Here is a 15131-nt window from a genome sequence, read left to right on the forward strand (position 1 = left end):
GACTCTTGGGCGCTGCCACGACTCTCCGGACGGCGCGGCCCGCGCACCGTACCAAGCCGCCGTGAGAAGCCGCGGTGAGCAGGGGGCAGCGGCAGGGGGAGCGGCCTCCCTGCCGCGCGGCCAACGGCCGCGCCGGGCGGCCCGGCGGGATCGAGCACGAAAACCCTTCGCCCGTGCCCGCCTCGCCCGGTACGGTCGCGGGCGTCCTGGCAGTTCCCACGCTGAAAGCAGGTTTCCGTCGATGGCATGTCGTATCAGTGAGCTCGTACTCGGTTGCCGCGATCCCGAGGCGCTGGCGCGGTTCTGGTGCGAGGTCCTGGACTTCGTGGTGCTCGACCGCGAGGAGGGCTGCATCGAGATCGGGCCGCGCGAAGGGTTCGGCGGTCCGCAGCCGACGATCATCCTCAGCCGCAGGGACGAGCCGGAGCCGGGGAAGGCCCGGCTGCACATCGACGTCAACGCCACCGACCGCGACCAGGACGCCGAGCTCGAACGCCTTCTGGAACTCGGGGCACGCCCGGCCGACGTCGGCCAGACCGGCGAGGAGCCCTGGCACGTCCTCGCCGACCCGGAGGGCAACGAGTTCTGCCTGCTCAGGGCCCGCCTCGCCCCGCTCTGACGCTCTCCGGCCACGCCCGGCGCCCGCGGCCGCGCTCAGGCCGGGGCGTCGGGGCCGGGGGCCTCGCCGGTGGGCCGGTCGGCGCGGTAGACGTGGTGGGCGCGGCCGTCGGCCGGGTTGTCCGGGTCCAGGTCGGCCGTGCCGACCCTGCGCAGCCCGGCCTTCTCCAGTGCCCGCCACGACGCGCGGTTGGCCGCGTTCACGGGGACGACGACTGCGGACGCGTCCGGGTGGTCGGTCCAGGTGGCCGCCACGACCGCCCGGATCACGCGCGGCCCCAGCCCCCGTCCCACCCGGGCGGGGTCGCCGATCAGGTAGTCGATCGTGACCGCCGAGTCGGGCAGTTCGACCTGGCCGGCCAGCTCCGCGCGGTAGTCGGGGTAGTCCGCGAAGCGGCACCGCTGCACCAGGGCGACCGGTGCGCCGTCCTCCGTCACCAGCAGGTCCTCGGACGGCTCCTCGCCGCGCGCCGCCGGGCCGAAGTCCCGCGCGACCGCCTCCGCGGACGTGTCGTGGTGCCACCACCGCGCCACGTGCGGCTGCGCGAGCCATTCCCGCAGCAGCCCGAAGTCCTCTTCGGTCACCCGCCGCCATGTGAGCATCCCGCCTCCCCGCCACTCCCGGTCCGCGCCGGCTCCGGCGATCCGCCGCGCCTAAGGTCCACCACGGGATGATCCCGGACGCGGGCGGCGGCGGGAAAACCGTGTGACGCGCGGCGCCCGATCATCGATACTCCGCGCGTGGCCACCTCGAACACCTCGAACACCTCGGACGCCGACAGGACCGAAACCGGCCCGTCCCCCCGGTCCCCCCTGACCGCGTCGGCCGGCCGTGTCTTCGACACGGTCCCGCCGACGGTGCTGGTACTGCTCGGCATCGTCAGCGTCCAGGTGGGCGCGGCACTGGCCAAGAACCTGTTCAGCACGGCGGGCAGCTTCGGGACGGTCGCGCTGCGGCTGTTCTTCGCTGCGGCGGTGCTGATGCTGCTGTGGCGGCCGTCGCCGCGCATGAACCGCCGAGCGTGGACGGTGGTGCTCGGCTACGGCGCGGTCCTGGGCCTGATGAACCTGTGCTTCTACCTGGCGCTGGCCCGGATCCCGCTGGGGATCGCGGTGACCATCGAGTTCCTCGGGCCGCTGGGGGTGGCCCTGGCCGGGGCGAGGCGGTGGCTGGACGCCTTCTGGGCCGTGCTCGCGGCGGGCGGGGTGGTCCTGCTGATGGAGGGACGCGGCGAACTCGACCTCGTCGGCTGCCTGTTCGCCCTCGCCGCGGGGGTGTGCTGGGGGCTGTACATCCTGCTCGGCGCGGCGCTGGGCCGCCACACCTCGGAAGGCGGCGGCCTGGCTCTGGGCATGGCCGTCGCGGCGCTGATGGCCGTGCCGTTCGGCGTGGCCGACAGCGGAACGGCGCTGCTCCAGCCGTGGGTCCTGGCCGCGGGGCTCGGGGTGGCACTGCTGTCGTCGGTGATCCCGTACTCGCTGGACCTGGAGGCGCTGCGCAGGATGCCGCCGCGTGTGTTCGGCATCCTGATGAGCCTGGAACCGGCGGTGGCGGCCCTCATCGGCCTGGTGGTGCTGCGGGAGTCGCTGTACTGGTCGCAGTGGCTGGCGGTGCTGTGCGTGGTGGTCGCGTCGGCGGGCGCCACCCGCGCCACCCGTGCCGCCCGCGCCTCCCTCCCGGACGCCTGACCGCCGGTGCCTGTCCTGCCGGCACCCGACCGCCGGCAGCGGCCGGCGGAGGCCGGCGCGGGGAGACGGCCGCTACGGGGTGCGGGCGCGGGAGGCGAGGTGGTCCTGGAGTTCGCGGTGGCGGAGCTGGTAGGCGGTGCCCGCCAGACGCAGCAGCCCGGCGCCGTAGCACCAGTGGAGGAACCGGCCGAGCCGCCACGGGAGCCGGTGGCGGTTCCACCGCCGGGTGCACAGCAGCAGCGCCGCGTACCGCACACCCGCGATCCCGAACAGCAGCCCGGCCGCGAGCGCGAACGCGGGCACGCACACGAGCTCGGCGTCGAAACGCCTCTCCGCGTCCTGCGGGTCGATGCCCCCCAGGACGACGGGGGCCGAGCCCCCCGACACGAAACCGAGAACGATGCCGAAGACGGTCCCGAACACGAGATTGCCCCGCATGACGTCTCGCGGATCGGCGGCTCCCACCGCCCCCGGGGCCACCAGCAGAAGCGCCGACGCGAATCCGAGGCCGAGCACGGCCCCGGAGGCGCCTCCGGCCACGAATCCGTACGCACTCCCGAGTCCGAGCCGCTTCACCGCGCGGCGCCGGTCGGCCGGGCCCGGAACGGCCGCAGACTCATCCGGTCCAGTCGCGGCATGACCACCGCCCAGGCCGCGGACACCGACACCGCGGCCGTCACGAACAGCAGCCCGGCGCCCATCAGCTGCAGCGGGAGGAACCCGAGTCGGTGGTCGCCCGGGGGAGCAGCGCGGCGGCGCAGAGGAGCCAGGCGGTCGCGAGGAGGGCGGCGTGGACGGCCCGGGGCAGGCGGGAGCCCGCCAGCGGCCACAGTTCGTGGAGCACGATGTCGGTGCCGGACAGCGGCCATCCGCCCACGGTCCGCCCGGTGGCGGCGTTGCGGTCGAGGTGGACGGCCAGTTCGGTGAGCCGGGCGCGGACCTGCTCGGGGGTGTACCGGGCACGGCGCCGTGTGCCGGACAGGGCGTCGGCGGTGGCCGTGGCGGTGGGGACGAGCAGTCCGAGCAGGTGCTCGCTCACCGCCTCGGCGGTGTCCGGCTCCGGGGCGAGCAGCTCGGCCGGGTCGCGCAGGTAGGCGCCGGTCCTCTCGTCGCGCGGCTCGTGGACGAGGGAGGCCAGGGTCAGGCGCCAGGGGGTGGACAGGCCACGGGCCAGCGGGCCGTCGGGGGCCCGCTCCAGTTCGTCGATCACCGGCTGCCAGCGCCCGGGGTCGGCGGCCCGGGCGCGCAGGAAGCCGCCCGCCCCGGCCGCGTCGACGGGACGGATCTCCACACGGGCGGCGTCCTGGGCCCACACGCCCCGCAGCCCCTCCAGGACCGTGTAGGTGCGGGTGCGGCAGGTCAGCACCAGCCCGGCCTTGCCGTCGGCGCCCTGGTAGCGGTTCAGGGCGCGTACCGCCCGGCCGGCCCGGGAAGCGTACCCGGGCATGGAGTCGGCGTCCATCTCGTCCAGACCGTCCAGCACCGGCAGCACCAGCCGGGCCCCGACCAACTCCCGGGCCGAGGCCGCGGGCAGCCGGTAGGTGTCCCTCAGGCGCCGGGCGATCCACTCCCCGAGGTCATCGTCGGGATCCCAGGAAGCCAGGGACAGAAGTACCGGCACCGGGTCGTCCGGTGTGCGCCGCGACAGCAGGCGCAGCATGAGCTGGAGGGCCAGCACGGTCTTGCCCGCTCCCGGGGCTCCGGTGACCACCAGCCTGCGGGGGCGCAGGTCGCGGTAGTAGTCCACGACTTCCCCGAGCCGCCCGCCGGCCCCGGCTCCGGCGGCTGTGTTGGCCGGGGCCGGTCGCAGGGTGAACCGGACGTCGACGGTCCTGTCGTGGTCGCCGAGGAGCTGCTGCCGGGCGGTGCGCGTCTCGTCGAGCACCGCTACCGCCAGCCGTGCCGCCACCTCCTGGAGGTTGGTCTCCTGCCGGCGCAGGGCCTGGGCGCCGTGCCGGGCGGCGACCAGGGCCACGGCCAGGGACACCAGGGCGATCACCGCGCCCACCCCGTCGAACGTGCCGTCCACCACGACGCCGCTGTGCGCGGCCCGCGCCCCGAACCCGACGGCCGCCACCAGCGCCACCGCCGCCAGCACCGCCAGTCCCCGACCCTGCCCGCGTCCTCTCCCCATGACGCCCCATCATCGCGGAGCCGACATGCCCGCCACCGGACGGGCCGGGGCGCCCGCGGTCCGGGCCGTTCGCGGACGCCGGCGCGGTGACCGCGCAGGAACGCGGCGGTGGGTGCGGACCGGATCAGATCGGTGTCGCGGTACCGCAGTACCGCGGTGCCGTCAGCCGTACACGGCCACGGCTTCGGCTTCGGCGGCGGCCCGCTGCAGGAGCCGGTGGGTGGCGGGGGCACTCACGACCGGTCCGCGGAGGCGTCGAAGTCCTCGGTGCCGAGGCCGAACAGCCGGTCGTCGTTCCACCACTCCGGCGTCTCGTCGACAACCGGGGTGAGTTCCAGCAGCGTCACCTCGTTGCGGCCCAGGACGAGGTCCACGTCGGCGCGCCCGCCGGCGACGGGCACGCTCCGGTGCGAGCGGGCGGGTTCGGCGGCCTCGCGGAGGGCGTCGAGCCGGCGGTTGTCGGGCGCGAGCGGCCGCCCCATCTCGCACCAGGCGGCCCAGGGGTTGCCGGCGTCCTCGCTCACGGAGCGGCGGAGCGCGAAGGCGGAGCCCCGCGCGTCCGGGGCGCCGACGGGCAGGGACAGCCGGACGGTGTGGCCGTCGACGGGTTCGCCGCCGGCCGGGTCGGCCGGCGCCCAGGCCAGTACGGTGACGCGCCCGTCGCCGTGCCGCGTCACCAGGTGGTCCTCGCCCCGGGCGAGCATCTGCTCGCCCATCTCGGCCATGAACGCGTACAGGTGGTAGGTGGGCTTCTTCACCTGGCGATGCGTCAGCAGCCCGAAGCCGCCGTGGAACGGCGCGGTGGGGACGCCCACCTCCTCGAAAACGTCGCTGAACGTCCAGTACGAGAAGGAGTCCGCTACGTCGCCTCCGTTCGCCAGTACCGGCGCGAGGTACGCCGCGTGGAACGCGGTGTCGTGGATGGGGTTGTCCGGCCGGTACGAGGAGTTGAACTCGGTGATGTGGACCGGCAGGTCAGCGAGCCCGGTGCCCGCCAACTGCCGCCGTGGGGCGCCGAACTGCTCCAGCAGCGCCGACGCCGGCATGAGCGTCTGGTGAGCGCCGAACGGCACGGGCCGGACGGGGCCGGAGGAGTAGGCGTGGCGGCTCACGAAGTCGATCGGCAGGTCGCGGGCCTCGACGAACTCGGCGAAGCGCTGGATCCACTCGTCCTCGTATCCCGGCGCCAGTGAGGGTCCGCCGACCCGGAGTTCGGCGTCGACCTCCTTGACGGCCAGCGAGGTCACCTCGTAGAGGCGGTGGTAGGCGTCCTGGCCCGCGGACCAGAACGGCGCCAGGTTGGGCTCGTTCCACACCTCGATCGGCCACCGGCGCACCTGGTCGATGCCGTAGCGGTCGGCCAGGTGCCCGATGACGGCGCGGACGAGGTCCGCCCACTCCTTCTCGTCGCGGGGAGGGGTGATGTTGCCCTTCCACCAGAACACGGTGTCCTCGCCGGAGGCGAGCCCGGACGGCATGAAGCCGAGTTCGACGAAGGGCGCGACGCCCGCCTCCAGATAGGCGTCCACGACCTGGTCGACGTATGTGAAGACATGGCGCACGCGCCGCTCGCCGGCGTGGTCGTAGGGACGGTGGACGCCCATCCCGTCGCTGAGCAGGCCGTGCCCCCGGATGTGCCGGAAACCGATCTCCCTCTGGACGAGGCCGAGCGACTCCTGGTAGTCGCGCCGCAGCGCGAGGTCGAGCCGGCCCGTGCCGACGCAGTGGCGCCAGGCGTCGGAGAACCGGGCCGTCGGCTGCCGGGGTACGACGATCCGCATGGTGGGGGTTCCTTTGCTGCGGTGCGGTGCAGTGCGGTGCGGTACGGGGTGAGGCTCGCCGGAGGCGTTCGGCATGAAGGCCGGTCCTCCGGTTCGAGGCCCGGAAGCCGGGGGCCTGGCCGGGTGCGACCGGGCCCTTCTCCGATCGTCACCGCACCCGTTCGTGACCGCCTACGACGGTGACCGCGTCAGTAACGATTGGACAACTTGCGAAAACTGTTGGTTGCTTATCGCTCGTTTCTGACTGTACACCTTAGCTCCCGCTTCGCGGACGGCCCATTAGTTTGCGCAAACTAAAGGCAGTTGGATCACTGACGACAGATCAGGGAGTTTCCACGGTGATGAGGAAAACCCGCAGCGTGAAGGCTGCCGCGATCGGCTTGGGCATCGCACTCGCCGCCGCAGGCTGCGCCGGCGGCGGCGACGGCAGCGGCATCTCGTCCGACGGCAAGGTCACGCTCACCCTCTGGACGAACGCGATGGAAGGGCGTGGTGCGGAGTACTGGAGGGACGCCGCGAAGAAGTACCACGCGCTGCACCCGGACGTCACGATCGAGGTCCAGTCGGTCCAGAACGAGGACCTCGACGGCAAGCTGCAGAACGCGCTCAACTCGAACTCCGCGCCCGACGTCTTCCTGCAGCGCGGTGGCGGCAAGATGCGGGCCATGGTCGACGCCGGCCAGATCCGGGCGCTGGACCTGACCGACACCGACAGGGCGAACGTGGGCACGGCGGCTCTCGAGGGCGTCTCGATCGACGGCAAGGTCTACGCGATGCCGCTCGACACGCAGCCCGAGGGCGTCTACTACAGCAAGGACCTGTTCGAGAAGGCCGGCATCACCTCGCCGCCGACGACGATGGACGAGCTCGAGGACGCCGTCGCGAAGCTGAAGGCGATCGATGTCGCGCCGATCGCGGTCGGCGCCAAGGACGCCTGGCCGGCCGCGCACTGGTACTACAACCTCGCCCTGCGCGAGTGCAGCCAGGAGGTCATGCAGGAGGCCGCCAGGTCGCTCACGTTCGACGACGCGTGCTGGACCAGGGCCGGCGAGGACCTGGCGTCGCTCCTGGAGGCCGACCCCTTCCAGAAGGGCTTCCTGACCGCTTCGTCGCAGCAGGGCGCCGGATCGTCGGCGGGCATGCTCGCCAACCACAAGGCGGCCATGGAGCTCATGGGGAACTGGAACCCCGGTGTGATCGCCGACCTGACCCCGGACAAGAAGCCGCTCCCCGACCTGGGCTGGTTCCCCTTCCCCGCCGTGCCCGGCGGCAAGGGCGACCCGACCGCCATCATGGGCGGCGCCGGCGGGTACTCGCTGTCCAGGAACGCCCCCGAGGAAGCCCTCGGCTTCCTCCGGTTCGTCGTGACCAAGGAGCAGCAGGAGGCCTACGCCGAGGCCTTCGACACGATCCCGGTGAACAAGGAGGCCCAGGGGGTCGTCACCGAGTCCTACAACATCTCGGCACTGGAGGCCTTCAACAAGGCCGCCTACTCGATGCAGTTCCTCGACACCGTCTACGGCCAGAACGTCGGCAACGCCATGAACATCGCCGTCGTGAACCTGATGGCCGGCAAGGGCTCCGCCGCCGACATCGTCAAGGACGTCAAAGCTGCCGCCGAGAAGGGCTGAGTAAGCAGACATGAGCAACACCCTGGGTACTGGCACGGCCGACGGCCGTCAGTCGCAGGGCACGCCTCGAGCCGGGGACGCGGCCGGGTCCGCGTCCCCGGCTCCGCCGCGAGCGGCTGCGCACCGCCGAGGCCGTGCCAGGATGCGAATCGAGATCGCGGTCCTGTCCGCACCGGCGATCACCGTGTTCCTGATGTTCGTGATCTTCCCGGTCGCGCTCGCCGCGTACTACGGCTTCTACCGGTGGCAGGGCTACGGGGCGCCCACCGACTGGGTCGGTCTGAACAACTACAAGCTGATCCTCACCGACCCCGCGTTCCAGGACGTCCTTGGGCACAACGGCCTGATCCTGGTGCTCTCACTGGTCGTCCAGGGCCCGCTGGCGATCGTCCTCGCGCTCCTGCTCAACCAGCGGATCCGCGGCCGCTCGGTCATCCGCGTCCTGGTCTTCGTGCCCTACATCGTCTCCGAGGTCATCGTCGGCACCGGCTGGAGCCTGATGCTCCAGAGCAACGGAGCCGTCAACGACCTGCTGCACCGGATCGGCCTGGGCTCCCTGGCCGCCGACTGGATCGCCGACCCGGACCTGGCCATCTGGACGCTGATGGCCATCATCTCGTGGAAGTACATCGGCTTCGCGGTGATCCTGATGCTCGCCGGCCTGCAGTCGATCCCCGACGAGATCTTCGAGGCCGCGCAGATCGACGGCGCCTCCTACTGGCAGATCCAGCGCCGCATCACACTGCCGCTGCTGGGGCCGACGATCCGCATCTGGGCGTTCCTGTCGATCATCGGCTCGCTGCAGCTGTTCGACCTCGTCTACATCATCTGGGGCCAGTACGTCTCGGGCACCGCGGGCACCTCGACCATGGCGATCTACATGCTCGCCCAGGGCCGCAACGCGGGCAACTACGGCTACGGCAGCGCCGTAGCGGTCGTGATGTTCGTGATCTCGCTCATCGTCGCGCTGGTCTACCAGCGCTTCGTCCTGCGCCGCGACCTCCGGGGCGCCGTCACCGAAGGGACCGTGTGATGGGCGCGACGACCGCCACCACCCGTACGTCCTCCGCGGCGAAGCCGAAGGCGCCCACCGGCCGTCGCGATCGCCGCGACGGGCCGCGGAAGTGGGGGCACCCCTTCACCTACTTCGTCGCGCTGCTCTTCGTCGGCGTCTGCGTCGCGCCGGTGCTCTACATGGTGCTCGGCGGCTTCCGCACCAACTCGCAGATCACCACGGACCCGGCCGCCCTGCCGAACCCCTGGGTGGCCGGCAACTACATCGACGTCCTGAAGTCGACGGTGTTCTGGGGCGAGTTCGCCAACTCCCTCATCGTCGCGATCGCCAGCACCGCCGGCATCGTCGTCCTCGGCCTGATGGTGAGCTTCGTGATCGCACGCTACGACTTCAGGCTCAAGGGCGCGATGTACTCCCTGTTCGCCGCGGGCCTGATGTTCCCGATGGTCGTCGCGATCACTCCGCTGTACCTCGTCATCAAGGACCTCGGCCTCGTCGACAACCTGCTCGGCGTGATCGTCCCGCAGATCGCCTTCGGCCTGCCGGTGACCGTCATCATTCTGGTGCCGTTCCTCAGGGCCATTCCGAACGAGATCGAGGAGGCCGCCGCGATCGACGGCATGAGCCGGCTCGGGTTCTTCTTCCGCATGGTGGTCCCGCTGTCGCTGCCCGGTGTGGTCACCGTCGGCATCCTCGGGTTCGTCGGCAGCTGGAACAACTACATCCTGCCCCTGTACATCCTCAACTCGCAGGCGAACTTCACCCTGCCGCTCGGCGTCCAGGTGTTCTCCTCGCAGTACTCCACGGACACCGCGAAGGTCCTCGCGTTCACCTCGCTCGCCATGCTGCCCGCACTGATCTTCTTCTCGGTCTTCGAGAAGCGGATCGTCGGCGGCCTCACCGGCGCCGTGAAGGGCTGAAAGCGGCACCAAGGACCCGAACCGGACCGGACCGCCCCCACCACGACGCCGGCGGGGGCGGGTGCCATGCCTCCGGCGGGGCCGGGCCTCCGGCCGGCGGCATCGCTCGGCCCGCGGCACGCCCCCTGCCGCCCCCTGGAAAGGACCGCCATGACACTCCCCGGGAACGGCGATCCGGCCCGCGAACCGCCTGCCCCGGTCGCCGAGCGCCGCGAGGTGACCTGCGCGTTGCGCGACGGAACGCGGCTTCGGACCCTCCTGCTGGTTCCGCACGGGACCGGGCCGTGGCCGGCCCTGCTGACGCGCCACCCCTATGACGTGACCCGTGAGGAACACGACGGGATGCTCGACGTCGGGCGCCTCGTCGCCGCCGGCTACCTCGTCGCGCTCCAGGACGTGCGGGGGCGCTTCGGCTCCGAAGGCGTTTTCGACCCCTGCGCACAGGAGGTGGCCGACGGCGCCGACGCCGTGGCCTGGCTCGCGGCACTTCCCGAATGCACCGGCGCCGTCGGAATGTGGGGCGCGTCCTACGCCTCGGAGACCCAGTTCAGCGCTCTTCTGGGAGGCGCTCCCGCTCTGCGGGCGATCGCTCCCGCCATGACGCCGGCGATGTCGGCGCTCGACGGTTTCCGGTTCCGCGGCGGGGTGCCGGAGATCGGGAGCACCCTCGCGTGGACGCACTACGCGATCGCCCCGGACCTGATCGCGCGCATCGGCTCCGCCGGCGAACGGGAGGCCGAGCGGAAGCGGTGGGAGGCGACCGAGCGTGCGATCGCGACCGGGGACGCGTTCCGGGCCGGTGCTCTGCACTCCGGCCCGGACGCCGAGTCGATCGTCGTGTGGGGTCTGGACCGGTTGCGGGAGCCACTCGGGTCGGCGCACCACCGCGCCGGGAAGATCGTCGACCGGATCGACGCGATCGACGTCCCGGTCTTCCTGACCGGCGGGTGGTTCGACGTCTTTCTCGGGTCGACTCTGGAGATATACCGGCGCCTGCTGCACCGCGCGAGGGAAGCCGGCGGGCCGGTGCCCCGTCTTCTCGTCGGCCCCTGGTCGCACGGCGACATGTCGGGCCGGACGGCCGGGGTGGATTTCGGGCCGGGCGCGTCCGCCGACGACCTCGGCGGCGGTGGGGACCTCACCGAGCGGCACGTGCGGTGGTTCGACGCCGCCCTTCGCTCGGGCACGGCGGACACGCCGCCGGTGCGCGTGTTCCTGATGGGCTCGAACCGGTGGGTCGAGCTTGAGGAGTTCCCCCCGCGCGGCACGCGGACGCTCGAGCTGTACCTGGGCTCCGGGGGGTCACTCGCGGCCGAGCCGACCGGGAGCGGTGAACGGCGGCTCACCAGCGATCCGGCGTCCCCGGTGCCGACGCGCGGCGGTGCGGTACTCCTCTTCGCACCGTTCGAGGCGGGGCCCGCCGACCAGGCGGCGATCGAGTCGCGGCAGGACGTGGTCTCGTGGCGCACCGCGCCGCTCGCCGAGGAACTCACCGTGATGGGCGCGGTTCACGCCGTCGTCCACCTCGCGACCACGGGAACGGACGCGGACGTGGTCGTGCGGCTGTGCGACGAACACCCGGACGGCAGCAGCCTCGTCATCGCCGACGGCGTGCAGCGGGGGTCGGCGCGGTTCGTCGACCCGGTCACGGGCCTGGGCGACAGGCGGCCGGTCGAGCCGGGCCGGGACCAGGAGTTCGTCGTGGACCTCTGGTCGACGGCGCACACGTTCCTGCCGGGCCACCGGGTGCGGGTCGACATCGCACCGAGTTCGTCACCCCGCTGGGACGTCGGACGCAATGTCTTCGAGCCCGGGCCGGCCGGGCGGACCGCGGCGCCCACCGCCGCGGAGTACACGATCCGTCACGGCGCCGCCCGTCCGAGCCGCCTCGTCCTGCGGGTTGTGACGGCAGCGCCGCGATGAGACCGGCCGGGACACACGCCTGCCCGCTCATCGGCGCGTCACCGGCGCGTCACCGGCGTGGCGCCGCGGCCGCCGAGGCGGGCCCGGTGGAGGCACGGACGACCAGCTCGGTGGCCAGCTCCATGCGGGCGGGGGACCGGGTGCCGCCGTCCTCGCTCCGGGAGAGCTCGAGCAGGAGCTTGACCGCCGCGGCGCCCAACTCGGTACTGGGCTGTCTGACGGTCGTCAGCCCGGGGGTGATGTACTGCGCCTCGGGCAGGTCGTCGAAGCCGATGACACTGACGTCCCCGGGGATCCGCAGGCCCCGGGCGTCCAGTGCGTCGTAGATGCCGAGTGCCATGGAGTCCGAGCAGGCGAAGATCCCCGTGATCCCCGGGTCGCCGTCGAGCAGGGTGTGGGTGGCGGTCGCCGCCTTGGCGCGGTTCCATCCGCCGTGGACCACGGACACCGTGGCACTGCCGGCGGTCGCCGTGTCGGCTGCCGCACGGAAACCGTCGACGCGCGCCCGGCTGAAGAGATGGCGGGCGTGGCCGGCGACGACCCCCATCCGCACGTGGCCGAGAGACAGCAGGTGCTCGGCGGCCATGCGGCCGCCGTCCCAGTTCGCCACGCCGATGCTCGCCACCCCTGACGGCGGTGTGCTCATCGGGTCGATCAGCACCACGGGGACACCCGCGGCGGAGATCGCGCTGAACTGCCGGGAGTTGGGATCGATCAGCGTCCCGATCGTGCCGACGCTGCGCCTCCTCAGGACCCGCGACACCCAGTCGCTGTGCGGCTCGGCGAGCGTCAGCACGACATCGAGCCCCGCTGCCGCCGCCTCCCGCCCGACCCCGGCTATCAGCAGATTCGCCCACGACCCCTCGAAGTGGGTGACCACGAGGTCGAGCACGCTGGACAGGCCGCTCTCGTCCCGCGCGCCTTCGCCCTTGGACCCGGCCCGGCGGGTGTAGCCGACGGCTTGCACGGCTTCCATGACCCTCGCGCGCGTCTCGGCCGAGACGTCGGTTCCGCCCCGCAGCACCTTGGAGACGGTGGGCACGCTCGTACCGGCGGTCTTGGCCACCAGGGACAGTGTGGGGCGCGTTCCGACGGGTCGAGGGGGCATGGGGGACAGATTAACCGGCGGGGAAGCCCTCCAGGGCTCCGGGGCGGCACCGGCGGTACCGCAGGCTGGCCGGACCGGCGGCGGGCTCGGGGGCCGCACGCGGCCGCGCGCCGAGCGTCACGCGGAGGGCGCCGGGGGCGGGGTCGAGGCCGGGGCCGGGACGTACTCGAACCAGTCGAAGGCGACCGTGCCCTCGGTGGCATACATGCCGATCACACGGCCGGTGAAGCCGCAGGCGACCTCGGTGGACAGGTAGCGCCCGTCCAGTTCGGCCAGCGGCCGGGCGTCCGGGGCGTCGGGGTCGCCGAGCCAGAAGGCGACGGTGTCGGGGCCCGTGGTCCCGCCGTCGGTGAGTTCGGGCGACGCGGGCACGAGGCCGGACGTCCGGATCGTCACGGCGAGGGTCAGCGGCCCGGCCGGGACCGGCCGGGCGGCCACGGTCTGGCGCAGCGGACCGATCCGGGCGACGACGCCGGCCTCCCCGTCCCCGACCTCCACCTCGTAGTGGTGGGCCTCGTCCAGGCGCACACAGAGGCCGCCGCGTCCCGTGCCCGGGTCGATCGCGACGCTGACGCGGCAGTCGTGGTGCTGCTGCCGGCGGCCGACGAAGGTGTAGCCGGGGCGGTCGAGGGTGGGGCCGGTGGCGTGGAGGACCAGCCGGCCGGGGCGCTCGGTGAGCGACCAGGACTCGTCCGGGCGGGCGAACGGCGAGACCCAGTGCGGCGCGAGAGCGGCACTGTCGAAGTCGTCGCGTGCGGGCGGGGCCGGAACGGGATGCCAGGCGCCGCCCGGGGCCGCGTGGCTCTCGGGAACGGGCGCGACGACGGGCCAGCCGTCCTCGTCCCACTCCACGGGGGTCAGGAACGTCTCGCGGCCGAGCACGTGCACGTCGGGTGTGAAGCCGCGGGGGCGGACGCCGAGCAGCACCATCCACCAACTGCCGTCGGGGGCCTGCACAAGGTCGGCGTGGCCGGTGTTCTGGATGGAACGGGCGGTACCGCTGTGGGACAGCAGGGGGTTGGCGGGTGCGCCCTCCCAGGGACCGCGCGGCGAACGGCCGCGGGCGATGGACACGCTGTGGCCGCGTTCCGTGCCGCCTTCCGCGATCAGCAGGTACCACCAGTCACCGATGCGGTAGAGGTGCGGCGCCTCGGGGTACTTGAGGCCGCTGCCCGACCACGTGGCGAAAGGCCCCTCCAGCACCTTCCCCTCGGCCGGGTCGATCCTGGCCATGTTGATGCCGCCTTCGGGCCCGGAGAAGGCGCACCAGCAGGTGCCGTCCTCCTCCCACACCAGGTCGGGGTCGATCCCGGGCAGGTCGATCCACACCGGGTCGCTCCACGGCCCCTCGGGCCGCTCGGCCGAGACGACGAAGTTGCCGCCGCCGTCGACGTTGGTGTTGACGACCCAGTAACGGCCGTCGTGGTGGCGGATCGTGGGGGCGTAGAGGCCGCCGGACGCCTTGGCTCCGGGGATGGGCAGCGGCAGTTGCCCGGGCCGGTCGAGCACGTTGCCGATGTGCTCCCAGTGCACGAGGTCCCTGCTGTGGAAGAGCGGCAGCCCGGGGAAGTACTCGAAGCTGGAGCACACCAGGTAGTAGTCGTCACCGACCCGGCACACGCTCGGATCGGGGTGGAACCCACTGATCACAGGGTTGTCGTACGTATGCACGGAAACCTGCTCCCTCCGAGCCGCCGGGCGCCGTGCGGCGAGTCTAGACGGCGCCGCGCGAATACCCGGGGGCGTGCCCGCCGACCTGCTTGTCCGCTCCCCACCCGGCGAGAGTGAGGTCGTGCGGCCGGGCGCGCAGGGACATACCGGGGTCGAGGACCGGTTGTCCCTGGGCCGCGTCCTCGCCCCATGTGCTCGGCCATGTGCTCGGCCGGAGCCGGGTGCTCTCGGCGTCCTTCGGGGCGCGGCGGCGGCGGAGAGGGTGGCGGGGGCGCGGACCAAGCGACTGCGGAAGGCCAGGGAGGCCGAGCGGGAGGTGCCGCTGCGGAACCTGGAGCTGTCCGAGGAGGTCGGGGAGACCGCCCACGCGGTGGTGGGGACGGCCGGGCAGAACCCGCGCAAGGGCATCCGCACATACCCGCCCGGCTCTCGAAGCGGCTGCCGGTGAGGGGCGTGGTGTCCGTGTGAGGGCCTGTGCCGAAGTAGCTGCGCAGGTCATCGACGGCTCGAGGGTCACCGTCCAAGGCGTGCAGCCGTTCGGCCGGTGTCCCTGGAGTGCCGGCAGGCGGCATCGTGACTCCTGGCGAGGAAGAGGTATCCGGGTGGGTGATTGTCCCAGGCCGCTCAGCGCCTGGCCTCGG

14 protein-coding genes are annotated in these 15131 nt (G+C 72.7%); 7 read left to right on the forward strand and 7 right to left on the reverse strand.

Translation table 11 applies throughout. The features are described 5' to 3' along the window. Positions 1–241 precede the first annotated feature (241 nt). Positions 242–619 (forward strand): VOC family protein, encoded by a 378-nt coding sequence (locus BMY40_RS07165; protein WP_093656582.1) that lies wholly within the window; start codon positions 242–244, stop codon positions 617–619. A gap of 35 nt (positions 620–654) precedes the next feature. Here the strand turns inward: BMY40_RS07165 and BMY40_RS07170 are convergent, their stop codons facing one another. Continuing rightward, positions 655–1221, reverse strand: a complete 567-nt coding sequence (locus BMY40_RS07170; protein ID WP_093656584.1) for a GNAT family N-acetyltransferase — start codon at positions 1219–1221, stop codon at positions 655–657. Positions 1222–1359: 138 nt separating this feature from the next. On the opposite strand from BMY40_RS07170, the gene BMY40_RS07175 reads away from it, so the two are divergent. Continuing rightward, complete coding sequence (locus BMY40_RS07175) at positions 1360–2307, forward strand: EamA family transporter (RefSeq protein WP_177213907.1); 948 nt, start codon at positions 1360–1362, stop codon at positions 2305–2307. A 72-nt stretch (positions 2308–2379) separates the two neighbouring features. Here the strand turns inward: BMY40_RS07175 and BMY40_RS07180 are convergent, their stop codons facing one another. The 4 genes from BMY40_RS07180 to BMY40_RS07190 all read right to left on the reverse strand — a co-directional run bounded on the left by BMY40_RS07180 (position 2380) and on the right by BMY40_RS07190 (position 6222). Next, the gene (locus BMY40_RS07180) at positions 2380–2823 is read right to left on the reverse strand and encodes a hypothetical protein (protein ID WP_143071741.1); all 444 of its coding nucleotides are present in this window, start codon (positions 2821–2823) and stop codon (positions 2380–2382) included. 56 nt (positions 2824–2879) lie between these two features. Then, complete coding sequence (locus BMY40_RS28930) at positions 2880–3008, reverse strand: hypothetical protein (protein WP_281250745.1); 129 nt, start codon at positions 3006–3008, stop codon at positions 2880–2882. Continuing rightward, entirely contained in the window at positions 3008–4441 is a 1434-nt protein-coding gene (locus BMY40_RS07185; protein WP_093656588.1) for an NACHT domain-containing protein, read from the reverse strand. Before BMY40_RS07185 ends, BMY40_RS28930 begins: the two co-directional genes overlap by 1 nt. 233 nt (positions 4442–4674) lie before the next feature. Continuing rightward, positions 4675–6222: a GH39 family glycosyl hydrolase gene (locus tag BMY40_RS07190; RefSeq protein WP_093656590.1), complete on the reverse strand. Its 1548-nt coding sequence runs from the start codon at positions 6220–6222 to the stop codon at positions 4675–4677. Between the two features lie 341 nt (positions 6223–6563). On the opposite strand from BMY40_RS07190, the gene BMY40_RS07195 reads away from it, so the two are divergent. The 4 genes from BMY40_RS07195 (at position 6564) to BMY40_RS07210 (ending at position 11711) form a co-directional block, all read left to right on the forward strand. Then, complete coding sequence (locus BMY40_RS07195; RefSeq protein ID WP_245769908.1) at positions 6564–7853, forward strand: extracellular solute-binding protein; 1290 nt, start codon at positions 6564–6566, stop codon at positions 7851–7853. 10 nt (positions 7854–7863) lie between these two features. Beyond that, complete coding sequence (locus BMY40_RS07200; RefSeq protein WP_093656594.1) at positions 7864–8886, forward strand: carbohydrate ABC transporter permease; 1023 nt, start codon at positions 7864–7866, stop codon at positions 8884–8886. After that, positions 8886–9788, forward strand: a complete 903-nt coding sequence (locus tag BMY40_RS07205; RefSeq protein ID WP_093656596.1) for a carbohydrate ABC transporter permease — start codon at positions 8886–8888, stop codon at positions 9786–9788. Before BMY40_RS07200 ends, BMY40_RS07205 begins: the two co-directional genes overlap by 1 nt. Before the next feature lie 150 nt (positions 9789–9938). Next, positions 9939–11711, forward strand: coding sequence for a CocE/NonD family hydrolase (locus BMY40_RS07210; RefSeq protein WP_093656598.1), 1773 nt, complete (start codon positions 9939–9941; stop codon positions 11709–11711). Positions 11712–11760: 49 nt separating this feature from the next. Here the strand turns inward: BMY40_RS07210 and BMY40_RS07215 are convergent, their stop codons facing one another. Next, positions 11761–12819 carry a LacI family DNA-binding transcriptional regulator gene (locus BMY40_RS07215; protein ID WP_093656599.1) on the reverse strand — a complete coding sequence of 353 codons (1059 nt, stop codon included), beginning with the start codon at positions 12817–12819 and terminating at the stop codon, positions 11761–11763. 117 nt (positions 12820–12936) lie between these two features. Further along, positions 12937–14490, reverse strand: coding sequence for a glycoside hydrolase family 43 protein (locus tag BMY40_RS07220; RefSeq protein WP_093656601.1), 1554 nt, complete (start codon positions 14488–14490; stop codon positions 12937–12939). A 262-nt stretch (positions 14491–14752) separates the two neighbouring features. Between BMY40_RS07220 and BMY40_RS27460 the strand changes: the two genes are divergently transcribed. Further along, complete coding sequence (locus BMY40_RS27460) at positions 14753–14938, forward strand: nucleoside triphosphate pyrophosphohydrolase family protein (protein WP_107436745.1); 186 nt, start codon at positions 14753–14755, stop codon at positions 14936–14938. The last annotated feature ends 193 nt before the right edge of the window (positions 14939–15131 follow it).

It is taken from the genome of Streptomyces radiopugnans (assembly GCF_900110735.1).
Taxonomy (GTDB): Bacteria; Actinomycetota; Actinomycetes; order Streptomycetales; family Streptomycetaceae; genus Streptomyces; species Streptomyces radiopugnans.